Annotated in this window: 17 protein-coding genes; 8 read left to right on the plus strand and 9 right to left on the minus strand. The window is 72.4% G+C overall.

Annotated elements, in window-relative coordinates:
- On the plus strand, positions 1-1,058 hold a 1,058-nt coding region (locus AOK03_RS00625; RefSeq protein WP_055563108.1), incomplete at its 5' end, for an aldehyde dehydrogenase family protein.
- A 61-nt stretch (positions 1,059-1,119) separates the two neighbouring features.
- Here AOK03_RS00625 and AOK03_RS00630 read toward each other — a convergent pair.
- From AOK03_RS00630 to AOK03_RS00640, 3 genes are all read right to left on the minus strand, one after another.
- Entirely contained in the window at positions 1,120-2,661 is a 1,542-nt protein-coding gene (locus tag AOK03_RS00630) for a CehA/McbA family metallohydrolase (protein ID WP_055563109.1), read from the minus strand.
- 149 nt (positions 2,662-2,810) lie between these two features.
- The gene (locus AOK03_RS00635; RefSeq protein WP_055563110.1) at positions 2,811-3,149 is read right to left on the minus strand and encodes a hypothetical protein; all 339 of its coding nucleotides are present in this window, start codon (positions 3,147-3,149) and stop codon (positions 2,811-2,813) included.
- A 69-nt stretch (positions 3,150-3,218) separates the two neighbouring features.
- Positions 3,219-3,644, minus strand: a complete 426-nt coding sequence (locus AOK03_RS00640) for an ankyrin repeat domain-containing protein (RefSeq protein ID WP_055563128.1) — start codon at positions 3,642-3,644, stop codon at positions 3,219-3,221.
- 108 nt (positions 3,645-3,752) lie between these two features.
- On the opposite strand from AOK03_RS00640, the gene AOK03_RS00645 reads away from it, so the two are divergent.
- Together AOK03_RS00645 and AOK03_RS00650 are read left to right on the plus strand one after the other, a co-directional pair.
- Complete coding sequence (locus AOK03_RS00645; RefSeq protein ID WP_055563111.1) at positions 3,753-4,616, plus strand: TIGR03619 family F420-dependent LLM class oxidoreductase; 864 nt, start codon at positions 3,753-3,755, stop codon at positions 4,614-4,616.
- A gap of 87 nt (positions 4,617-4,703) precedes the next feature.
- Positions 4,704-7,316 (plus strand): bifunctional FO biosynthesis protein CofGH, encoded by a 2,613-nt coding sequence (locus AOK03_RS00650; protein ID WP_055563129.1) that lies wholly within the window; start codon positions 4,704-4,706, stop codon positions 7,314-7,316.
- A gap of 116 nt (positions 7,317-7,432) precedes the next feature.
- On the opposite strand, the gene AOK03_RS00655 is transcribed toward AOK03_RS00650, so the two are convergent.
- Positions 7,433-8,839, minus strand: coding sequence for an FG-GAP-like repeat-containing protein (locus AOK03_RS00655; protein ID WP_055563112.1), 1,407 nt, complete (start codon positions 8,837-8,839; stop codon positions 7,433-7,435).
- A 193-nt stretch (positions 8,840-9,032) separates the two neighbouring features.
- On the opposite strand from AOK03_RS00655, the gene AOK03_RS00660 reads away from it, so the two are divergent.
- The 3 genes from AOK03_RS00660 to AOK03_RS00670 all read left to right on the plus strand — a co-directional run bounded on the left by AOK03_RS00660 (position 9,033) and on the right by AOK03_RS00670 (position 16,152).
- Positions 9,033-11,450, plus strand: a complete 2,418-nt coding sequence (locus tag AOK03_RS00660) for a tetratricopeptide repeat protein (protein ID WP_244177438.1) — start codon at positions 9,033-9,035, stop codon at positions 11,448-11,450.
- Between the two features lie 80 nt (positions 11,451-11,530).
- Positions 11,531-14,848, plus strand: coding sequence for a tetratricopeptide repeat protein (locus AOK03_RS00665; protein ID WP_244177439.1), 3,318 nt, complete (start codon positions 11,531-11,533; stop codon positions 14,846-14,848).
- 185 nt (positions 14,849-15,033) lie between these two features.
- Positions 15,034-16,152 carry an ADP-ribosylglycohydrolase family protein gene (locus AOK03_RS00670; protein ID WP_055563114.1) on the plus strand — a complete coding sequence of 373 codons (1,119 nt, stop codon included), beginning with the start codon at positions 15,034-15,036 and terminating at the stop codon, positions 16,150-16,152.
- 6 nt (positions 16,153-16,158) lie between these two features.
- Here the strand turns inward: AOK03_RS00670 and AOK03_RS00675 are convergent, their stop codons facing one another.
- Entirely contained in the window at positions 16,159-16,596 is a 438-nt protein-coding gene (locus tag AOK03_RS00675; RefSeq protein WP_055563115.1) for a MarR family winged helix-turn-helix transcriptional regulator, read from the minus strand.
- 139 nt (positions 16,597-16,735) lie between these two features.
- Here AOK03_RS00675 and AOK03_RS00680 point away from each other — a divergent pair, with 139 nt between their 5' ends.
- Positions 16,736-18,229 carry an MFS transporter gene (locus AOK03_RS00680; RefSeq protein ID WP_055563116.1) on the plus strand — a complete coding sequence of 498 codons (1,494 nt, stop codon included), beginning with the start codon at positions 16,736-16,738 and terminating at the stop codon, positions 18,227-18,229.
- A 20-nt stretch (positions 18,230-18,249) separates the two neighbouring features.
- Here the strand turns inward: AOK03_RS00680 and AOK03_RS00685 are convergent, their stop codons facing one another.
- Complete coding sequence (locus tag AOK03_RS00685) at positions 18,250-19,809, minus strand: sodium:solute symporter family protein (RefSeq protein ID WP_055563117.1); 1,560 nt, start codon at positions 19,807-19,809, stop codon at positions 18,250-18,252.
- A gap of 243 nt (positions 19,810-20,052) precedes the next feature.
- Complete coding sequence (locus tag AOK03_RS00690) at positions 20,053-20,847, minus strand: SDR family oxidoreductase (protein WP_055563118.1); 795 nt, start codon at positions 20,845-20,847, stop codon at positions 20,053-20,055.
- Positions 20,848-20,927: 80 nt separating this feature from the next.
- Between AOK03_RS00690 and AOK03_RS00695 the strand changes: the two genes are divergently transcribed.
- Positions 20,928-21,791: a hypothetical protein gene (locus AOK03_RS00695; RefSeq protein WP_055563119.1), complete on the plus strand. Its 864-nt coding sequence runs from the start codon at positions 20,928-20,930 to the stop codon at positions 21,789-21,791.
- 112 nt (positions 21,792-21,903) lie between these two features.
- Here the strand turns inward: AOK03_RS00695 and AOK03_RS00700 are convergent, their stop codons facing one another.
- Positions 21,904-22,113, minus strand: coding sequence for a DUF397 domain-containing protein (locus AOK03_RS00700; RefSeq protein WP_055563120.1), 210 nt, complete (start codon positions 22,111-22,113; stop codon positions 21,904-21,906).
- Between the two features lie 248 nt (positions 22,114-22,361).
- Positions 22,362-23,219, minus strand: a complete 858-nt coding sequence (locus AOK03_RS00705; RefSeq protein WP_055563121.1) for a helix-turn-helix domain-containing protein — start codon at positions 23,217-23,219, stop codon at positions 22,362-22,364.
- Positions 23,220-23,262 lie beyond the last annotated feature (43 nt).

Raw genomic sequence — 23,262 nt, forward strand, 5'->3', positions numbered from 1 at the left:
TCGTGGGGGCGCTCGCCGTGCGCAGGCCGGTCGGCGTCGTCACCTGCATCACCTCGTACAACAACCCCTGGGCGAACCCCGCGGGCAAGGTCGCGCCCGCCCTCGCCATGGGCAACACGGTCGTCGTGAAGCCCGCGCCGCAGGACCCGCTGTCGGTGTACGGGATGGCGGCGGCCCTGGAAGAGGCGGGTGTGCCGCCCGGTGTGGTGAACGTCGTGTCCGGCACGGACGCGGCGGTGGGCGAGGCGGCCGTCGCGTCCCCGGACGTCGACATGGTGAGCTTCACCGGTTCGACGGCCGTGGGGCAGCGCATCGGCGAGGTGTGCGGCCGCGACATGAAGCGGCAGTTGATGGAGCTGGGCGGGAAGGGCGCGGCGATCGTCCTGGACGACGCCGACCTGGACGCCGCGGTGGCGGGCATCGGCACGACGTTCTCCTTCTACAGCGGGCAGATCTGTACGGCGCCGACCCGCGTCATCGTCCAGCGGGGCGTGTACGAGGCGTTGTTGGAGAAGCTCGCCGCGTACGCCGGGTACCTGAAGGTCGGTGATCCGGCCGAGGCGGGCACGGTCGTCGGTCCGGTGATCTCGGCGGCGCACCGCGACCGCATCGAGGCGTTCGTGGCGGAGGGGCGCAAGGAGGGGGCGCGGGTCGTCGCGGGCGGCGAACGCCCGGCAGCGGGGAAGGGCTTCTACGTCGCTCCGACCCTCCTCGCCGACTGCACGCACGACATGCGGGTGGTCCGCGAGGAGATCTTCGGCCCGGTGGTGGTCGTGGTCCCCTTCGACGCGGACGGCCCGCAGGAGGCCGAGGACACGGCGGTCGCCCTCGCCGACGACAGCGACTACGGCCTCATCGACTACGTGTGGTCGGGCGATGTCGCCCGCGCCTTCCGGGTGGCCCGCAGGCTGCGGGCGGGCGGTGTCGGCGTGAACACGATCGCGCGGAACATGGAGGCGCCGTTCGGCGGCTTCAAGAAGAGCGGCGTGGGCCGGGACGTCGGCTCGTACGCCCTGCACGCGTACAGCGAACTGCAGTCCCTCGTCTGGCCGGGGTGAGGGGACGCGGGGCCGCTTCCCCGCTCCGGAAGGGGTGGGGAAGCGGCGGTCCGTCCGCTCGCTAGCGGCCCAGGAAGATGGGGTTGGTGAAGGCGGTGAGCGGTCCCGGAAGGCCGGTCACCACGGGCGCGTGGCGCACCTCCGCCCGCACGTAGGCGGCGTACGAAGCCGTCGTGCGCCACTCCAGCGTGCCCTCGCCGGACTCCGGCAGGGCGGAGCCCGTGTGCAGGACGCCCTGGTCGGTGACGAAGCGGGCCGTGCAGCCCGGCGCGCCCTTGACGTCGAGGCGGACCGTGACGGGGTCGTCGCGGTCGACGGCGAGGCGGCCGCCGATGCCCGCGTGCGCGCCCCGGCCGCCCGCCGCCGAGAAGGCGAGTTCCACGGCCTTGGACTCGGCGACGTAGGAGCGGCCGCGCCGGATGCCGTCCTGGATGGCCTCGCGCGTCAGGTCGTCGGCGAGGACGACGGTCTGCGGGCCGCCGATGCGGTCGGGGTCGCGGTGCGCGTCGCTGTTGCCCATGGCCGGGATCCACGGGCGGCCGCCGCGCACGGAGGCGACGAGCCGGCTGTCCCAGTCGGCGAGGGCGATCTCGTCGTCCGGCGTGTACGCGCCGTTCCACGCCTCGATGACGTCCGCGTCGCCGAAGCCGAACTTCCAGTTGCAGCCGACGCAGGTCGCGTGCGGATGGGCGGGGACGACCAGGCCGCCCGCGTCCCTGACCTGCCGCGCGTACCTGCCGAAGCGGTTGTCGCGGGCGCGGTAGCGCCAGTCGATGAACGTGCCGGGGTCCACGCCGAGGGCGACGACGTGCCCGTTCCGGGTCGTCACCTCCTCGCCGAGCATGATCAGGAGGTCGCCGCCCGCGTGCTCGGCCCAGTGCGCGTGCGCGGAGTGCGTGTTGTGCTCCGAGCTGTTGATGAAGTCGAGGCCCGCCTCACGGGCCAGCGCGGCGATCTCGGCGAGGGTGCGCTTGCCGTCGGAGTGGACGGAGTGCAGGTGGCAGTCGCCGCGGTACCAGGCGCGGCCGCGGCCCTTCGCGCGCTCGGGCGGGTAGGACGGTTTGGGGGTCTTGCCCGGCGCCCCGTAGGTGAGGGTGATCGTCACCTCGTAGGGGAGGCCCTCGGGGGCGACCGTGTACGGGCCGAGGGCGATGTGCCAGGTGCCTTCGCGGACCCGGCCCGGGACGTAGCCCGGCGTCGCCTCGTCGGCGCGGATGAAGAACTCGGTGCGGGCGCCGCCGGACCAGCCGCGGAAGCCCTTGCCGCCGAGCTCGGTGCCGCGCTCGTCGAAGACGCCGATGTCGAGGGCGTTGCCCTGGGTGCCGGGCGGCACGGTCGGCTTCTGGTAGCTGTAGGCGGCGCGGAACTCGCTGACGCCGTCCGGGACTTCGACCGGCAGGTACACGAAGTCGGGCGAGCCGGTGGGCAGCGTCCCGCGCACCGTTCTCGTCTCCGTGCTCCCCGGCGCCCGGTCCCGGGCGGGAGCGCGCCGCTCGGCGCCGCTGGCGAAGCTCACGCTGCCCAACGTAATCGCGGCGGCGGCCCCCGTCACGAACAGTCCGCGCCGGTTCGGGCCGTTCGGGTGGTGTACGTCCTCGCACATGCTGCGGCTCCCCAGGGTGTCGTGTCGACGGTGACATGGGTGGTGCGTGCAACCCTGGTATTGAGCCGTGAACTGTGCGGCAAGGGAAGAAGATTGACGGACTTACGCGCGGTGGCCGGGGTGTGCGCGGGCGGCCCCGGCTCGCGTGGTCAGCGTCCTTTGCGGGAGGCGCGGGCGCGCCGCACCGCGAGGAGCACGAGGAGCACGAGGAGCACGACGATCACCAGGGCGATCACGATGATCAGCCCGAGGATCCCGCCCTTCGACTTCTTGTGCTTCTTCTTCTTGCCGGTCTGCGGGCCGGTCCGAGCGGTCTGCCCGGTCTGCTCCTGCTGTGCGGTCCGCCCGGCCTTGGCGAGCGTCGACGCGCCGGACTCGTGGTGCTGCGCGACGGCGGCGGGCGGTGCGGCCGCGTACGACGCGGCGGGCGGGGCCCCGCCGAACAGGGCGGCGACGAGAAGCAGAGCGGTCGCGAGTCGCAGGCGCATGACGAAACCCCCAGTTTTCCCGGAAGTGTCCGGATCTGGCGCGCATGCTAGGGCAACCGGGGGGTCACGTCACCCCTGCGCGCCCGCCGCCAGCAGAGCGGCCTCCGTATCCCGGTGCGGTCCCGACGCTCCGTTGCGGGCCCACCACAGCGGGGTGTTTCCCGTGCCGAGGTCCTCACGCAGGTTCGGGTCGGCGCCGTGCGCGAGGAGCTCGCGGACGGTGTCGACGTGGCCCCAGGCGGCGGCTCCGCACAGGGGAGTGCCTTCGGTGACGAAGCGGCTCTCGGTGTCCGGCAGCGCTCCGGCACGCAGCAGGACCCGCACCGTGTCGGCCGCCCCGTGCACCGACGCGCCGTACAGGGCGGTGCTGCCGTCGCCGTCCGGCAGCTCCGGGTCGAGCCCGGACCGCAGCAGCGTCCTGACGGTCGCCGTCTCGCCGAGCGACGCGGCGAGCACCAGGCGCCGGGTCAGTTTCTTCTGCCGTCGTCTGTTCACGCGCGTCACGCTAATCGGCGCACGGGCATGGACCAACCGACTTTCCGGGGATAGGAAGAGTGTCCCGCGCCGACACCCGGCCCGCACCGAACACGCTCGGAGGGACCCGTGCGCATCTCCGCCACGCTCTACATGACCGACAGGACGATCACCCCGGTCCGCCTGGCCCGGGAACTGGAGCGGCGCGGCTTCGCCGGTCTCTACCTCCCCGAGCACACCCACATCCCGGTGCCCCGCGAAACCCCCTATCCGGGCGGTGAACTGCCGCCCGAGTGCGCCCGCATGCTCAGCCCGTTCATCGCCCTCGCCCAGGCCGCCGCCGTCACCGAACGCATCTCCCTCGGCACGAACATCGCCCTGATCGCCCAGCACGACCCGATCGACCTGGCCAAGCAGATCGCGACCCTCGACCACCTCTCCGGCGGCCGCGTCACCCTCGGCATCGGCTACGGCTGGAACCGCGAGGAGGCCGAGGACCACGGCGTCCCGTGGCCGCGGCGCCGGGCGGTCGTGCGGGACCGGATGGCGGTCATGCGGGCGCTGTGGGCGGACCGACCGAAGGCGTACGAAGGGGAGTTCGGCGGGGTGCGGGCGAGCGAGGTCCATCCGAAGCCGGGGCGGGCGCCCCGCAAACGGCTCGCGAAGGGGCCGCTGTTCGGGCCGCGCACGCTCATCGGCGGCGCGGCGGGGCCGGGTCTGTTCACGCACGTCGCGGAGTACGCGGACGGCTGGATGCCGGTCGGCGGCAGCGGTCTGAGCGAGGCGCTGCCCGCGCTCAGGGCGGCGTGGGCGGACGCGGGGCGCGGGGCGGACGAGCTGTACGTGGCGGTGACCGCCGTCGCACCGGATCCGGGCAAGCTCGCGCACTACGGCGAGCTGGGCGTGGACGAGGTGATCGTGCAGCTGCCGCCGGCCGGGGAGGCGGAGGTGTGCGCGGCGCTCGACGGGCTGGGGCAGTACGTGACTTCGTGACGCCATGACGTGCGCCCGCTTTTGCACCGGCGGAAGGGGCGGAAGTATCTGTAAGAGGCAGGTGTTCTCGCTCGTATGCTCGGAGACATGACCAACAGCGCGCAGCCCCCGGAGGCCGGACGACCCACCGCGAACGCCATGCGGCGTGCGCTCAGGAGGGCCAGGGACGGCGTCGCGCTCGACGTGACCGAGGCCGCGGTCCTGCTGCAGGCGCGCGGCGAGGACCTCGACGACCTCACCGCGTCCGCGGCCCGGGTGCGCGACGCGGGGCTGGAGGCCGCGGGGCGGCCGGGCGTCATCACGTACTCGAAGAGCGTGTTCATCCCGCTCACCCGGCTCTGCCGTGACAAGTGCCACTACTGCACCTTCGTGACCGTGCCCGGCAAGCTGCGCCGGGACGGCCACGGCATGTTCATGTCCCCGGACGAGGTCCTGGACATCGCCCGGCGCGGCGCGGCGATCGGCTGCAAGGAAGCCCTGATCACCCTCGGCGACAAGCCGGAGGACCGCTGGCCCGAGGCGCGGGAGTGGCTGGAGGCGGAGGGGTACGACGACACGATCGCGTACGTCCGCGCCATCTCCATCCGGATCCTGGAGGAGACGGGTCTCCTGCCGCACCTCAACCCCGGCGTCCTGACGTGGACGGACTTCCAGCGGCTCAAGCCCGTCGCGCCCTCCATGGGCATGATGCTGGAGACCACCTCCGAGCGGCTGTGGAGCGAGCCGGGCATGCCGCACTACGGCTCGCCCGACAAGGAGCCCGCCGTCCGGCTGCGGGTCCTGGAGGACGCGGGGCGTTCCTCGGTGCCGTTCACCAGCGGGCTGCTGATCGGGATCGGCGAGACGTACGAGGAGCGGGCCGACGCGCTGTTCGCGCTGCGCCGCGTGGCGCGTTCGTACCACGGCATCCAGGAACTGATCATCCAGAACTTCCGCGCCAAGCCGGACACGGCGATGCGGGGCATGCCCGACGCCGAGATCGACGACCTGGTCGCCACGGTCGCCGTCGCCCGGCACATCATGGGCCCCTCGGGGAACATCCAGGCGCCGCCGAACCTCGTCGACGGCGAGTACCAGCGGCTCATCGGCGCGGGGATCGACGACTGGGGCGGCGTCTCGCCGGTCACCATCGACCACGTGAACCCCGAGAAGCCCTGGCCCGCGATCGAGGAGCTCGCCGAGCGGTCGGCGGCGGAGGGCTTCAGGCTCGAAGAACGCCTCTGCGTCTACCCGGAGTTCGTGCGCCGCGGCGAGCCCTGGCTCGACCCGCGCCTCCTCCCGCACCTGCGGGCCCTCGCCGACCCCGACACCGGCCTCGCCCGCCCCGACGCGGTGGTCGAGGGCCACCCCTGGCAGGAGCCCGACGAGGGGTACGTCGCCTCCTCCGGCCGCACGGACCTGCACGCCACCATCGACACCACCGGCCGCACCACCGACCGCCGCGACGACTTCGACGAGGTGTACGGCGACTGGGAGGCGCTGCGCGAGCAGGCCGCGCCCGGCATGGTGCCCTCCCGTCTCGACGGCGACGTGCGCGCGGCCCTCAAGCAGGCCGCCGACGACCCGACGAAGCTCACCGACGACGAGGCGCTCGCCCTGCTGCACGCCGACGGGCCCGCGCTCGACGCGCTCTGCTCGGTGGCCGACGACATCCGCAGGACGGTCAACGGCGACGACGTCACGTACATCGTGACGCGCAACATCAACTTCACCAACGTCTGTTACACCGGTTGCCGCTTCTGCGCCTTCGCTCAGCGCAGGACCGACGCGGACGCCTACACCCTGTCGCTGGACCAGGTCGCCGACCGGGCCGCGCAGGCCTGGGACGTCGGCGCCGTCGAGGTGTGCATGCAGGGCGGCATCCACCCCGACCTGCCGGGCACCGCCTACTTCGACATCGCGCGGGCGGTGAAGGAACGGGTGCCGGGCATGCACGTGCACGCCTTCTCGCCGATGGAGGTCGTCAACGGCGCGACCAGGACCGGCCTCTCGATCCGCGAGTGGCTCACCGCCGCCAAGGAGGCGGGGCTCGACTCCATCCCCGGGACGGCCGCCGAGATCCTGGACGACGAGGTGCGCTGGGTCCTCACCAAGGGGAAGCTGCCGACGGCCACCTGGACCGAGGTGATCACGACCGCGCACGAGCTGGGCATCCGGTCGAGCTCCACGATGATGTACGGGCACGTGGACCAGCCCCGCCACTGGCTCGGCCACTTCCGCACCCTGGCCGGAATACAGCAGCAGGCGGTGGCCAAGGGCGTCGAGGGCTTCACGGAGTTCGTGACGCTGCCGTTCATCCACACCAACGCGCCCGTCTACCTCGCGGGCATCGCCAGGCCCGGCCCGACCACCCGCGACAACCGGGCCGTCACGGCCATGGCGCGCGTGCTGCTCCACCCGCACATCCCCAACATCCAGACCAGCTGGGTGAAGCTGGGCCAGGAGGGCGCCGCCGAGATGCTCAGGTCCGGCGCGAACGACCTGGGCGGAACGCTGATGGAGGAGACCATCTCCCGCATGGCGGGCTCCAGTTACGGCTCCTACCGGTCCATCGAGGACCTGATCGCCATCGCGGACGCGGCGGGGCGGCCCGCGAAGCCGCGCACGACGCTGTACGGCGAGGTGCCGCAGGAGCGGCAGCGGGCGGCCGCGGCCTCGGACGGGCACCTGCCGGAGCTACTGCCGGTGCTGGACAGCTAGGACGGCCGGGACAGCAGCCGGGACCACCGGGACCGCCGGGGTACGACGGAGGGGCCGGGCGATGCGCCCGGCCCCTCCGCACAGCTGCTTCACCGCGGTGCTACGTCACCGCGGAACTACTTCGCCAGGAAGTCGCCGAAGCGCGCGTCCTTCTCGGGGGCGCCGACCGCGGCCGGGCCGAACGAGGTGATGCCGGTGGTGGTCAGGCCGCTCGCGGAGCCGCGCAGGTGCCAGACGGCGCCGGAGTCGGCGTAGGTGCCGTCCTCGTCGGGCGCGCCCACCGTCAGGTCGGCCTTGCCGTCCTTGTTGGTGTCCGACAGCAGGACCTGGCTGCCGAACTTGTCGCCCTTCTCGGAGGCGCCGGGGACGCCGGGCTTGGACTGGTCGAACGCCTGCGCGCCGGTGCCGGTCAGGCCGGAGCGGGAGCCCTTGAGGAGGACGACGCTGCCCGCGTCGGCGATCGTCTCGATGTCCTCGCCGGGGACGCCGACGGCGACGTCGGCGAAGCCGTCGCCGTTCACGTCGCCCGCGCTGATGGCGGCGCCGAACTCGTCGCCCGCCTCACCGGCGCCGGGGACGCCCGCGGTGTCCTGGGTGATCTTCGCGCTGCGGTCCGAGAGGCCGGACGCCGAGCCGTAGCGGACGAGGACGGTGCCCTTCTGGGACGGCATGTCCTCGAAGTTGTCGCCGATGTCGCGGGTGACGAAGTCGCCGTAGCCGTCGCCGTCGATGTCCGCGACCGCGCCGCCGAGGGAGGGCGCGAGCTTCTGAGAGGTGGTGGCCACCCCGTTCTTGCCGCCCTTCCAGAGCTGGCTCTTGTGGGCCATCTCCTCGAAGCCGTGGCTGGTGACGATGTCGTCGGCGCCGTCGCCGGTCACGTCGCCCACGACGAAGTCACCGGGGCCGAAGGTCTGGCTGGTGACGACCTGCTGGGTGCTCGCGGCCTTGCCGTCGCGCTGGAACGGGCCGTACGCGATGGTCATGCCCGCGTCGTCGTTGTCCATCGGGTCCTCGGGCTCCGGGTACTCGGCCGTGACCAGGTCCCGCTTGCCGTCGCCGTTGAAATCACCGGCGGTGACGCGCGCGCCGTTCGACTCCAGCTCGGTGCTGCCCTGGCCGGAGAGGCCCTGGGCGGAGCCCCACAGGACGACGGCCTTCTTGCCGCCGTTGACGACGAGGTCGGTGTAGCCGTCGCCGTCGAGGTCGGCGGCGGCCGTCGTGTTGCCGAAGTGCCCGCCGTCCTCGGCGGAGCCCGGTACGCCGGGCGTGGCGCGGCTGATGGTGACGGCGTGCGCCTGGTCGGGGCCGTTCGCCGAGCCGTACACGATCGAGACGCTGCCGGGGGCGTTGCCGTTGGAACTGCCCGGGGCCGATATGGCGAGGTCGGCGTAACCGTCGTGGTTGAAGTCGGTGACCGGGGCCTTCGGCGGGGTGGGCGCGGCCGAAGCGGAACCCGCCGTGGCAAGGGCGATCGGTGCCGTGAGCGAGGCGACGGCCACGGCGGTGATGAGACTGCGGCGCACTGTTCCTCCTGTGGGGGAATTTGTGTGGTCGTGTAAGGAGACGTTCGTTCCGCGGAGAAGGTTGTACACCGCAGAGACTTCTGTGGTGCACACGCACTTATGTCCCAACTCGGTTCCCGTTCACCTGATATCGGCCTCGATCCGGCTCATCCCTTGCGTCAGACTGGAGGTCGACGGGATGCGGGAGGGGCCGATGGCGCGGCTGAAGGTGTCCATGCAGGAGCTCATCCGGCGCAGGCGGCGGGCGGCCTTCGTGGGCCGTCGTGAGGAACTCCGTGTGTTCAGGGAGAACTTTGAGCTGTCGCCCGAGGACGACCGGCACCGCTTCCTCTTCCACGTGCACGGTCCGGCGGGCGTCGGCAAGACGTCGCTCGTGCGCGAAATGGGGCAACTCGCCACGGAGTGCGGTGCTTTGGTGGCCTATGTGGACGACGGCGTCACGGACCTCCCCGGGGCGCTGGGCGAGATCGCCGCGCAGTACGCGCAACAGGGCAGGACGATGAAGGCGCTGGACCGCGCCCTCGCCGCGCACCGCCAGCGCATCCACGAGGCCGTCGCGGCCGCCGCCCGCGCGCCGGAGCCCGAGGTGCCCTCGGCGGGCAGCGCGGCGGTGGCCCGCGCCGGGGTCGTCGGGCTCGGCCTGGTGCCGGTCGTCGGCGCCCTCTCCGGCGTCGTCGACGCGGACCGGGTCGCCCTGGGCGCGGACCGGCTGCGGGCCCGCTTCCGCAGCCACGAGGACGCCCGCCTCGCCCTGGAACCCGAGCGCGCGCTGACCCCCGTGCTCCTGGACGGGCTGGGCGGGGCCGCCGACACCGCGCCGTGGCTCGTACTGCTCTTCGACACGTACGAGCGGACGGCACCGTTCCTGGACCGCTGGCTGCACGACGTGATGACGACCGACCGCTACGGAGAACTGCCCGCCAACGCCGTGGTGGTGACCGCGGGACAGCGCCCCCTCGACCCCGTCCGCTGGGACGGCGCCGCCGACTTCGCCGCCGAACTGCCGCTGCGCCCCTTCACGGAGACCGAGGCGCGCGGCCTGCTCGCCGCCAAGGGCGTCACCGACGAGCCGGTGATCGCCGAGGTGCTGCGGCTCTCGGGCCGGCTGCCCGTGCTCGTCTCCACCCTCGCCGAGACCGGCCCCACGGCCCCGGACGACGTCGGCGACCCCAGCGCCACCGCCGTGGAGCGGTTCCTCAAGGCCGAGCGGGACCCCGTGCGGCGCGCGGCCGCCCTGGACTGCGCCCTGCCCAGGCGCCTGGACGAGGAGATCGTGCGGGCCGCCGTGGGCCGGGACGGCGACGGCGGAGGCGGCAGCGGCGGCGACGGCCCGGCGGAGCTGTACGGATGGCTGCGCACCATGCCGTTCGTCCGCCCGGACCGCCGGGGCACCGCCCGCTACCACGACGTCGTGCGCGCCCCGATGCTGCGCCTGCGCCGCAACACGGCGCCCGCCCTGTGGAGCGCGGGACACACCCGCCTCGCCGAGTTGTACGGGCGACGGCGCGAGGTGCTTGAGGAGGAGCTCCGGGGCGCGCCGGGCCGCCCCTGGATGCGCGCGGAGTGGCGCGCCCTGTGCGTCGACGAGCTGTACCACTCGCTCTGCGCCGGGCCGCGCACCGCGCTCCCGGGCGCGCTGCGCGCGGGAATCGACGCGTGCCGCTTCGACACGGCGGTGGCCCGCGAGTGGGCTCGGGCGGTGACGGACGCCGCCGAGGACACGGCGGCTGATCACCTGCGGACCTGGTCCGACGACCTGCGCGACGCGCTCGCCGACGAGGCGCTCGGCGCCCTGCGGGTGCTGGAACTCCTCCTCTCCCGTGCCGGGTTCGACGACGCCGACCGGGTGGCCGCGTACAACGCGCACGGCCTGCGCCTCTTCCACCTCGGCCGGCTGCGCGAGGCCCTCACCGACCACGAGCGCGCCATCGCCATCGATCCCGGTGACCCCGGGGGCCACCACGGCCTCGCCGTCACCCACCGGGCCCTCGGCGAGTTCGAGACGGCGCTGCGCCACCTGGCGGCGGCCGACGAGGTGGCGCCCGGCGCGGAGTGGGTGGCGCGGGACCGCGGCGAGACGTACCGGCGCATGGGCCGCCCGGAGGAGGCCCTGCCCTGGCTGGACCGCGCGCACGCCCTGGACCCGCGGGAACCCCTGACGCTGGGCAGCCGCGGCCAGGCCAAGTTCGTGCTGGGCCGCCCCCGCGAGGCCCTGGACGACCTGGACCGGGCGATCGACCTGTGGCCCGACTATCCCTGGGCGCTGCTGCGCAGGGCGCGCGTCAGACAGGCGCTCGGCGATCTGCCGGGCGCCCTCGACGACCTCGACCGCGCCCATGAAGCGGCCCCGGACGCACCTGGCGCCTACAGCGACCGGGGTGACATCCTGCGCTTCGCGTGCCGCCACGACGAGGCCGTCGCCGCGTACGACAGGGCACTCGCCCTCGATCCCGGCCATGCGTGGGCGTGGGGGTCCAGGGCCCTGTGCCTGGAGGCACTGGGGCGCGAGGAGGAGGCCCTGGCGTCGCTGGACGAGGCGCTGCGGCTCGATCCGGAGTACGGGTGGGCGCGGGAACAGCGGCAGCGGATGATGGAGGCCGACACGGCCTGACCGGTGGAGACCGGTGGGGGCGCGGGGCAGAGCGGAGCGGGGGGATTCCGATGGCGTCGGCCGACGGGGAAGAGCCGTCCATGCAGGAACTGATCCGCCGCAGGGGGCGGGCCGGTTTCATCGGGCGGCGCGGCGAACTGGCGGCGTTCAGGGCGAACTTCGACGTGCCGCCCGCCGATCTGCGCCACCGCTTCCTCTTCCACGTCCACGGCAACGCGGGCGTCGGCAAGACGTCCCTGGTGCACGAGCTGGAGCAGTTGGCGCGCGAGCGCGGCGCGCTGACCGCGTACGTGGACGAGCGGGTCGGCAGCGTCCCCGAGGCCCTGGCGGCCGTCAGCGCCGAATTCGCCCGCCAGGGCCGGCGGTTGAAGGAACTCGACCAGCTCCTCACCACCCACCGCGAGCGCCGCCACGAGGCGGAGTCGGCGCCCGTCGTCCCCGCCCAGGCCCCGGCGCCGCCCGCCCCCTCCGCGGGCGCCATGACGGCCGCCCGCGCGAGCCTCGTGGGACTCGGTCTCGTGCCGGGCGTCGGCGCGCTCGCGGGCGCGGTCGATCCGGCTCAGCTCGCCCAGGGCGCGGACCGGTTGCGGGCCGGGCTCAGCGCGCGCTTCCGCAACCAGGAGGACGTCCAGCTGGTGCTGTCCCCGGAGCGGGTCCTCACCCCGGTCCTCCTGCGGGAGCTGGCGCAGGCCGCGAGGACGGTGCCGTGGATCGTCCTGTTCTTCGACACGTACGAAAGGACCGCGCCGTTCCTCGACGGCTGGCTGCACGAGGTGATGACGACGGCGCGGCACGGCGCGCTGTCCGCCAAGGTCGTCGTGGTCACGGCGGGCCAGCAGCCCTTCGACACCGCCCGCTGGGGCGGTTACGCGGACTACGTCACGGACATCGCGCTCGACCCCTTCACCGAGGAGGAGTCCCGCAGCCTCCTGGCGGGCAAGGGCGTGGTCGCGGAGCCGGTGGTCGAGGAGGTCCTGCGCCTGTCGGGCTGCCTGCCCGTCCTGGTGTCGACCCTCGCCGAGAACCGCCCCGCCGACCCGGGCGACGTCGGCGACCCGAGCGCGACCGCCGTGGAGCGCTTCCTGAAGTGGGAGCAGGACCCGGTGCGCCGGGCGTCCGCGCTGGCGTGCGCGCTGCCCAGACGCCTGGACGCGGACGTGGTCGCGGCGGCGGTCGACGGCGTGTGCGCCCCGGCGGACGTGCCCGGCATCGTCGCCTGGCTGCGGAGCCTGCCGTTCGTGAGCGACCGCGGCGGCCGCCTGCAGTTCCACGACGTGGTGCGGGCCCCGATGCTGCGCCTGCAACGGCTGCGCTCGCCGCGCGGCTGGGCCGAGCTGCAGGGGACGCTCGCGCAGGCGTACGCACGGTGGCGTGCGGAGGCCGAATCGGGCCTGGCCGCGGACGACTTGTGGGAGGACGAGCCGTGGCGCGAGCTGCGGCTCGCGGAGTCGTACCACCTGCTGTGCGGGGCGCCCCGCACCGCGCTCCCGGTCGTCCTGCGGGACGTCGTCGACGCGTGCGACGCGGGGGCGGCGGTGGCGCGGCGCTGGGCGCAGCTGCTCGTGGACGCGGGGGAGGACGCGGAAGCCGCGCAGGCCGGGGCGTGGGGCCGCGATCTGCGGGGTGCGCTGGAGGCGGGCGGCTGCGCGGCGGCGCTGCAACTGCTCATCGACCGGGCGGGGTTCGACGTGCGGGGGCTGGCGCTCGCGCGGGTGGTCCGCGGACGCGAGCTGCGCGAGAGCGGTGCCCATGCGGAGGCGCTCGCGGAGTACGACAGGGCCGTCGCCCTGGATCCCGAGCTGGAGCGTGCGTACTACGGCAGGGGCGTCACGTACTGGTACATGGACCAGGACGAGACCGCCCTCGTCGCCCTCGACCGCGCGGTGGAGCTCGGTCCGGAGCAGGCCAGGACCCTGGGGATGCGGGGCGAGGTCCGGCGTGTCCTGCGGCGCTTCGAGGAGGCCGTCCAGGATCTGGACAGAGCGCTCGAACTGGACCCGTCGGACGCGGAGTCGCTGACCAGCCGGGGCATCGCCTGCTTGGGGCTGGGCCGGATCGACGAGGCCCTGGCCGACCTGGACCGCGCCCTGTCGATCGCCCCGAACTACGCGTGGGCGCTGGCGAACCGGGCCAGGGCGCGGATGGGCCGCCAGGAGTACGAGCAGGCCATCGCGGACAGCGGCCGCGCCGCCGAACTGGCCCCCGAATCCAGCTGGGTGGCCTGGACCAGGGGAGAGGCCCTGCGCCTTGCGGACCGGTCGCGGGACTCCCTGGCCGCGTACGACAGGGCGATCGAACTCGATGCCGAGAACTGGGCGGCATACGGCGACCGTGGCATCTCCCGGCACCAGCTCGGCCAGTACCCCGAGGCCCTCGCCGATCTGAACCAGGCGGTGGAGCACGATCCGGACAACGCATGGGTGTGGGGCCGCCGCGCCATGCTGCTGCACGACATGGACGAGTACGAACGGGCCCTGGCGGACGCCGACCGGGCCGTGGAGCTCTCGCCCGGCGTCGACTGGCTCCGCTATCAGCGCGCCGAGGCGCTCTTCGCCCTGGAGCGGTACGAGGAGGCCCTCGTCGACCTGGGCCGGGCGATCGAACTGGACCCCGAGTACCTGCTGGCGCTCTGCCGCCGGGGCATCACCTTGCGCCGACTCGGGCGGTACGCGGAGGCGTACGCCGACCTGGACCGGGCCGTCGCGCTCGAACCCACGTCCACCTGGGCCCTGTTGTGCCGGATCAGGCTCGCGCTGGCCACCGGCAGGACGGAACAGGCCCTGACCGACCTCTCCGCGTACACCGAGAACCACGGGGACGCGGACTGGGCCCGGCGCCGCCACGCCGAACTGCACCTGTGGAGCGGCCGGCCCGAGGAAGGGCTCCGCCTGCTGGCGCCCGACGCTGAGGGCGCCGGGGCGGACGGGGCCGAGGAGCTGGCGCAGGCGTACTGCCTGACGGGGCAGTGGGCGCGCGCCCGCGCCGTCGCGGAGCGGCTGCGCGCGGACGACGACGTCGAGCTCGGCACGCTGCTCGCCGCGCTGGTGACGACCTGTGCGGAGGGGCCGGGCGCCGCCGCCCGGCTGTGGCGCAGGACCGCCGAACTGGTCGGGGCTTTCGAGGAGTTCCCGGTCTGGAAGGACTATGGTCTCGCCCTCGCCGCGGCGGCGCAGGACGACTGGTCCGCCGCCGACGCCCACCTCGACCGACTGCTCGGCGCGGGCCTGGCGGAGCTGGAGTGGGACGACCTGGCCGAGATGGTGGCCTTCACGACCGTGCTCCTGCGGGCCCCGGGCGTGGACCGCTCCCGCCTGGCCCCCCGCCTTGTCCGCCTCACCGCCGCCAGGGACGCCTTCAGGGCCCGCTGCGCGCCGGCACCGGAATCATCCATTCCGTAGCAACTGCGAAGCTCTCGTGAACGTCGTTCAAATGCGACCTCAAGGGCGACTCTTCGCATACCTCTTCGGGCCTGAACCGATCGTTCCCGGTCGATTACAGTGCTGCAAAGTCGCAATCGGTCGAGACGCGTCGAGGGCACGTCAACGGTGCGTCGAGGCACGTCACTGCACGGAGGGAGGCCCGCGTGGGTACCGCAGCAGCCACCGGCGTCTGGGGCCGCGCCGAGCAGCAGGACTTCCGCAGCCGGGTGCGCGGCACCCTCCTCGGGGCCGCCGTCGGCGACGCGCTGGGGGCGCCCGTCGACGCGCTGTCGCTCGAAGAGATCCGCGGGGCGCACGGAGCCGAAGGGCTCACCGAACCCGCCCCGGCGCACGGCCGGCGCGGCGCGGTGACCGCGGTCACCCAGCTCACCCTCTTCACCGTCGACGGACTCATACGCGCCCAGGTGCGCCGCGACACCGGCGCCTGGCACCCGCCGACCGACCTGCACCGCGCCTACCGCCGCTGGGCCGCCACCCAGAGCGACTGGGGCCCGGACGAGCGGCGCAAGGAGGACGGCTGGCTGGCCCGCGAGGAGTGGCTGTACTCGCGGCGTGACCCGTCCCGCGCCTGTCTGACGGGGCTCGGCGACGACCACATGGGCACCCTCGACACCCCGAAGAACCCGGACGAGCGCGGCGCCGAGGCCGCGGTCAGGTCCGCGCCCTTCGGCCTCCTCGTCGGCTGGGAGCCGCAGCTCGTGCTGCAGCTCGCCGTCGAGTGCGCCGTCCAGACGCACGGACACCCCATCGCCTATCTCGCGGCGGGCGCCCACACGGTCATCGTGCACGGCCTCGCCCGCGGGGAGTCCCTGGACGGCGCGATCCAGCGGTGCCTCGCCCTCCTCGCCACCCGCCCGGGGCACCAGCCCGTCACGGACGCGCTCCGGCACGCGCTGGGCGCCGTGCGACAGGGCATGCCCACCCCGGCGCGCGTGGAGGAGCTCGTCGCGGACGGGACGGCCGAGGGCGTGCTGGCCGCCGCCGTGTACTGCGCGCTGGTGTGCGAGGACATCCGGCACGGGCTGCGGCTCGCCGTGAACCACGGCGGGGCGTCGGCGGCCTGCGGCGCGCTGTGCGGGGCGCTGCTCGGCGCGCTGCACGGGGAGACCGCGCTGCCGCCGGGGTGGCTCACGGAGCTGGAGGGCCGCCCCACCGTCCTGGAGATCGCGGACGACTTCGCCATGGAGATGACCCAGGGGCCCGCACTGCACGGCCCCGCGCTCTCCTCACCGGGGTGGCTGGCCCGCTACCCGCGGGCCTGACAGGCCCTAACTCTCTGCCGTCGCCGCCTCGAACGTGCGGCTCAGCAGGTCGTGGAGCGTGGCGCGCTCGGCGTCGTCCAGTGCGTCCAGGCCCGCCAGCGTGGCGTGCATGTTGGCCCGGATCGCGTCGACGGCCCGCTCGCCCTCGGGGGTGAGGACGACGTTCTTCACGCGGCGGTCGGTGGGGCTCGGCTCCCGGTGGACCAGGCCGCGCTTCTCCAGGCGGTCGATGATCCCCGTCATGTTCGAGGCGTCGCAGGACAGCGTCCGGGCGAGGACCCGCATCGCGGCGGGCCCCTGACGCAGCACGCTCAGCGTCTTGCCCTGGCTCGCGGTCAGGTTCTCGCTCGCCGCCGCCTCCGTGAAGTCCCCGTAATAGGCACGGAGCGACACGGCGAGCAGCTCCATGAGCCGGGCCTTGTCGACGCTCGGTGTTCCAGGCATGTGAGCCACCTTACGCCATAAAACTTGACGATCTCAAATATTGAGGCTTACCTTCTTATGTGTTACTTGAAGTACTCAAGTATCGAGGTCTTCAAGTATCGAGGCCTCAAGCAGTTGAGCAGCTGGAGAAGAAGCCACCGTGTCCCACGCACAGCAGCACGCGGCCCCGCCGAAACCCACCGGACAGACCGCCGTCGTCCTGGTGCTCGGACTCGCCGCCATGGTCGTCTCGATGATGCAGACGCTCGTCGTCCCGATCCTGTCGATCATCCAGAACGAGCTGGACGCCACCACCGCCGGCGTCAGCTGGGTGACCACCGCCACCCTGCTCTCGGCCGCCGTCTTCACCCCGCTGCTCGGCCGCTTCGGTGACCAGCACGGCAAGAAGCCCACCCTCATCGGCGTGCTGCTCGTGATGATCGCGGGCTCCGTGCTCGCCGCCACCACGACCTCCCTGACCTGGCTGATCATCGGCCGGATCATGCAGGGCGCGGCCACCGCGATCTTCCCGCTCGCGCTCTCCGTGCTCCGCGAGGAGATCAGGCCCGCCAAGCTGCCCGGCGCGATGGCTCTGGTCAGCGGCACGCTCGCGTTCGGCAGCGGTCTCGCCCTGGTGGGCGCGGGCCTGCTGACCCAGGGCTCCGACCCCGACTACCACCGGGTGTTCTGGCTCGCGGTCGTGCTCGCCGTCGTCGCGCTCGTGGGCGTCGTGCTCGCCGTCCCCGCCTCCCGCTCGAAGACCGGCGGCCGCACCGACTGGCTCGGCGCGGGCACGCTGGCGCTGCTGCTCGTCCTGCTGCTCCTGCCGATCTCGCAGGGCCACGAGTGGGGCTGGACCTCCGGCCGCACCCTCGGCTCCTTCGCGGGCGCCGTCGTCATGGCGGGTGTGTGGGTCCTGACCGAACTGCGGGTCAAGGAGCCGATGGTGGACATGAAGATGTTCGCCCACCGCCCGGTGCTCTTCACCAACCTGGCCGGACTGCTGCTCGGCTTCGCGATGTTCGCCCAGTTCATCGGCGTCTCCTACCTCGTGCAGATGCCCGAGGACATCGCCGGGTACGGCTTCGGCGCCTCGGTGCTCGGCGCCTCCGTCGTCTATCTGCTGCCCACCACGATCGTCTCGCTCCTCGGCGCCCAGTTCGGCGGGATCCTGGTCCGCAGGGCCGGCGCCCGCGTCACGCTCGCGGTCGGTGCCGCCTTCGGCGTGATCGGCTTCGCCTGGCTGACCCTGGCGCACGGCACCAGCGCCTCCGTCATCGGCGCGGGCATGGTCATCGGCCTGGCGATCAGCTTCGGCTACGCCTCGATGCCCGCCCTCATCGTCGCCAGCGTCCCGGCCCACCAGACGGGCATCGCGAACGGCATCAACTCCATCTCCCGCTCGGTGGGCAGCGCCGTCGCGAGCGCGATGATCACCTCGCTGCTCGCCTCGAAGACGATTCCGCTTCCGGCGGGCATGCCCGCGCTGCCGCAGGAGAGCCAGTTCACGCTGAGCTTCGCCGTCGCGGGGGGCGCGTTCGTCCTCGTCGTGGCGGTGGCCCTGTTCGGCCTCACGGCCGGGCACGCCCCGCGGCTGCGGAAGGTCGCGGAGTCCGACACGGTGGCGGCGCCGGAGCGCGTGGGGGCCCCGTAAGGGGCGCAGTGCGCCCGCCCCTACGGGGTCACCGCGTCGTCCTGCGGCCGCGAAGGATTGGGCACAACGGCTCCAACAGAGCCGTCGTCGTCCGTGTTGATCCGCTCGATGAGCGCGTCCCGCTCCGGCGTGTCCTCCGGTTTCACATAACCGATGACGATGTAGAGGACGAGCGAGACCGCCAGCGGGATCGACACCTGGTACTGCAGCGCGACACCGCCGTCGATCGCCTCGTCGATCGGATAGTTGACCAGGTAGAAGGCGAAGAGCCCGGCCGCCCAGCTGGTCAGCGCCGCGGTCGGCCCGGACTTCCGGAACGCCCGCAGCAGGCCCAGCATCATCGGGATCGCGATCGGCCCCATCAGACCGGCGACCCACTTGATGACGACCGTGATGATGTCCTTGAAGGTGGGGGAGTTGACCTGCGTCGCCACCGCCATGGACAGGGCGAGGAAGACCACCGTGGTCAGCCGGGCCGCGATCAGGCCCTTGCGCTCGGTCCAGGCGCGGGCCTTCGCGGAGAAGGCGGGCGCCACGTCCCGGGTGAAGACCGCGGCGATCGCGTTGGCGTCGGAGGAGCACATGGCCATGGTGTGCGAGAAGAAGCCGACGATGACCAGGCCCAACAGGCCGTGCGGCAGCAGCTGTTCGGTCATCAGGGCGTACGCGTCCGAGCCGTCGGTCTTCTTGGCGTCGACCAGGAGCGGTGACATCCACATGGGGAAGAAGAGGACGACGGGCCAGACCAGCCACAGGACCGCGGAGAGCTTCGCGGAGCGCGCGGCCTCCTTCGCGTTGGCGGTCGCCATGTAGCGCTGCGCCTGGTTGAGCATGCCGCCGTTGTACTCGAAGAGCTTGATGAACAGGAACGCGAGCAGGAAGACCGTGCCGTAGGGGCCGACCAGCGGCTTTCCGTGGCCCGCGAGTTCCGGCTCGTCCCAGACGCCGAAGAAGCCGCCGTGCGGGCCGAGCTCGGAGACGACCGCCACGAACATGGCGATGCCCGCGAGGAGCTGGATGATGAACTGGCCGAGCTCGGTCAGCGCGTCGGCCCAGAGCCCGCCGATGGTGCAGTAGATCGCCGTGATGACACCGGTGATGAGGATGCCCTGGTTGAGCGAGACCCCGGTGAAGACGGACAGCAGGGTGGCGATCGCGGCCCACTTGGCGCCCACGTCCACGATCTTGAGGAGCATGCCGGACCAGGCGAGGGCCTGCTGGGTGCCCAGGTTGTAGCGGTTCTTCAGGTACTCCAGCGGCGAGGCCACGTGCAGCCGCGAGCGCAGCCGGTTGATGCGGGGGGCGAAGAGCCGGGCGCCGATGGCGATGCCGAGCGCGATGGGGAAGGACCAGGTGACGAAGGACGTCACGCCGTAGGTGTACGCGATGCCCGCGTACCCGGTGAACATCACCGCGCTGTAGCCCGACATGTGGTGCGAGATGCCCGACAGCCACCAGGGCATCTTCCCGCCGGCCGTGAAGAAGTCGCTGACGTTGTCGACCCGCTTGTGGGACCACACGCCGATCGCGACCATCACGCCGAAGTAGCCGATGAGCACGGCCCAGTCGAGACTGTTCATATGGCCCTCCAGGGGTCCGCCCGGTGAACGGGCCGATGGGGACGAGAGCGGCCCAGAAGTGCCCGCTCATCGTGGGTTCGGGCGCACGTCGGGGACAACCGGTCGCTTGGTCAAGAGCAAGTAAAATCGTTCTGTTTGCTGACCTCTGTTCATGTATCTGACTGAGCGAGACGGTCTCCGAACGCGCGAAGGCCGTACGGGAGTTGTCTCCCGTACGGCCTTCGCGGACCTCCTCGACTGCGGCTACCGCATGATCTCTCCCGCGTTGACCAGCAACGACTGTCCCGTGATCGAGCGCGCCCGGTCCGAGGCGAGGAACACCGCCGCGTCGGCCACGTCCCCGTCCGTCGCCAGGTCGGGCAGTGCCATGCGTTCCGTGAGCCGGTCCCGCACCGCAGCCTCCGGCACGCCCTCGGTGTGCGCGGTGAACTGGACGTACGCCTCGACCGGCGGACCCCACATCCAGCCCGGCAGCACGGTGTTGACCCGGATCCGGTCCGGGCCGAGCTCGTGCGCCAGCGAGTACATCGCCGAGGTCAGCGCGCCCTTCGACGCCCCGTACGCCGCCTGGCGCACCTGCGAGGGCGACGCGATCGCCGACTGGGTGCCGATGAAGACCACCGAGCCGCCGCGCCGCTCCCTGAGCGAGGGCAGGCAGGCGCGCGTCATGCGCAGGGTGCCCAGCAGATTGACGTCGATGACCTGCTGCCAGGTGGCGAAGTCCGCGTCCTCCAGGCCGCCGAAGTAGCTGTCCCAGGCGGCGACGTGGACGACCGCGTCGATTCCGCCGAAGCGCTCCCGGGCCAGGGCCGCCAGCGCCTCGCACTGCCGCTCGTCCGTGATGTCGGTGACCAGGTGGGCGGTGCGGGCGCCCTCGGGGTCGATCCCGGCGGCCGTCTTGGCGAGGTTCGCCTCCGTGCGCGCCCCGAGCACGGCGTTGCCGCCGTCGCGCACCACGGCCGCCGCGACCTGATGGCCGAGCCCGGTGCCGACGCCCGAGACGACGACGGTCTTTCCCTCTAGGAGCGAGGACTGCATGGGGCGCCTCCCGGCTCTGGCAGTTTTGCTGACGGGGCGTCAGAGTATGGGCGTGCATCGGAGGAAGGAAGGGGAGAGACGTGAGTGATGACCCCCGCGCGGGCGCCCGCGCGGACACCCGGAGCGACGCCTACGCCGAGCTGGCCGCCGTCGGCCCCTACGGCGTGCACCCGGGGCACGCCCTGATCACCATGGTCGAGCCGCACCCGGGGCACGAGTTCGCGTACAACCGCTGGTACGAGGACGACCACTACTACGCGGGCGCGATGGCCATGCCCTGGATGTACGCGGGACGCCGCTGGGTGGCCACGCGCGAGCTCCAGCTCCTGCGCTACCCCGACAAGTCCGCGGTCGCCGAGCCGGTCACCGCGGGGTGCTACCTCTCCACGTACTGGGTGACGGAGGGGCGCTACGACGAGCACATGAAGTGGACCGTCGGCATCAACAAGCGGCTCAACCGCGACGGCCGGGTCCACCAGGCCCGCACCCACGTCTTCACCGCTTTCCAGGACCACGAGGCGACCGTCTACCGGGACGGCGCGGCGGGCCCCCGCGACTTCCACGCGCTCGACCACCCCTACAAGGGCCTGGTCCTGGAGGTGATCGACGCCGAAGGGCCCCAGCGGCGCGGCGAACTCCTCGAATGGCTGCGGTCCCGGCACCTGCCGCGGGCCCTCGCCGGGGCGCCCGCCGCCATGGTCACGCTGTTCCGGCCGACACCGCTGCCGGGGGACCGGATGACGTACGTGAAACAGGTCGAGGGCGTGGACACCCGGCTGACGCTGCTGTGGTTCCTCCAGGAGGACCCGCGGGACTGCTGGGAGGCGCACTTCGCCGGACGGGACGAGGCGGTCGCGGAGTCGGGGCTGGGGCGGGTGGAGCTGGTGGCGCCGTTCATCCCCACGGTGCCGGGCACGGACACGTACGTCGACGCCCTGCGCTGAGCCGCGCGGACCGGGCAGGGCCGAGCCCCCTCGGCCGGGACGGCGGGCCAGTCGAGAGGGCTCAAAGGGTGGTGCCTATGCGGTTGTTCCTCTGTCGGTGTGCGCTGCAGTCTCACGCGAGGTCAGCAGCCCCCCTGCTCACCTCGCCGACGAACGCGTTCCACGACTCGGCGGGGAAGGCGAGGACCGGACCCTCCACGACCTTCGAGTCGCGCACGGAAATACCGTGCCGCACCGGTGATTTGACCTCGACACACGCGCCGTTTCCGGTGGAATAGGAAGACTTGACCCACGTGTGCGAAGTGCCTTGCTGAATCGCCATGTCCGCTCCGGTCTATCCAGTCGTTGAGTTGCTGTCGCCGCATCCCTGCGGTGGGCGCCAACGGTGCTGCTCGATGGCGTGAATGACGCTACTCGCCAACATCGTGGCGTGAAGGGATCGTTCACTCAACCGGATGGCATATTCCAGTGGGGACTTACGCTTCGGCGTGACAAGGGTGTACCGTGCGGCGCTTTCGTACGGATTGGGGCGGAGGGGGTCCCGAATCAGGGGGGGGAGCGGGCCCTGAATCAGCGGGCGTAGTCCTTCGCGATGTCCGCGATGAGCTGCCTCGACTGCTCGACGTTCAGCGCCTGGGCCCGCAGGTGTTCGTACATGACGCTGTACTGCTGGACGTCGTTCGCCTTCTCCAGGTACAGGTCGCTCGTGACGCCCTCGATGTAGACCACGCTGGAATCGGCCGCGTCGGGGAACTCCAGGATCGCGTACTGCCCGTTGAGGCCCGGGTGCGCGCCCATCTCGAAGGGGATCACCTGGACCGTCACGTGCGGCAGTTGGGACTGCTCGACGAGGTGTTCCAGCTGGTCGCGCATCAGATGCCGGGACCCGACGACGCGGCGCAGCGCGGATTCGTCGAGCACGGTCCACAGGCGCAGCGGAACGTCCGGCGCCGCGATGCGGTCCTGGCGGCGCATGCGCACCTGGACGCGCTTCTCGATGTCCGTCGGAGTGGTCTCCGGGAGCGCGCCGGTGATCAGTGCCTCCGCGTACGCCCGGGTCTGCAGCAGACCGGGGACGACCTGCGGGTCGTACACGCGCAGGGACGCGGCGTCCGTCTCCAGGCCGATGTACACGCTGTAGGGAATGTCGCCGAAGGAGTGCCACCAGCCCTGCTGGCGGGAGTCCTTGGCCATCTGCATGAGGGAGTCCACGACGCGGTGGTCCTCGACTTCATAGACACCGCACAGGTCGCGGACGTCGCGCTGGCTGATCGAGCGGCGGCCGTTCTCGAGGCGGCTGATCTTCGACTGCGAGACGAGCAGCCGCTCGGCGACCTCCTCGGCCGTCATGCCTTTGAGCTCACGGAGCCGACGCAGCTCCTGGCCCAACCGGCGCCGCCTGACGGTGGGATTGACATTGGACGCCACGGGACGTGCACCTCCGGCTTGCATTCCTCTACTTTGCGTATCT

Source organism: Streptomyces atriruber (assembly GCF_001418325.1).
Classification (GTDB): domain Bacteria; phylum Actinomycetota; class Actinomycetes; order Streptomycetales; family Streptomycetaceae; genus Streptomyces; species Streptomyces atriruber.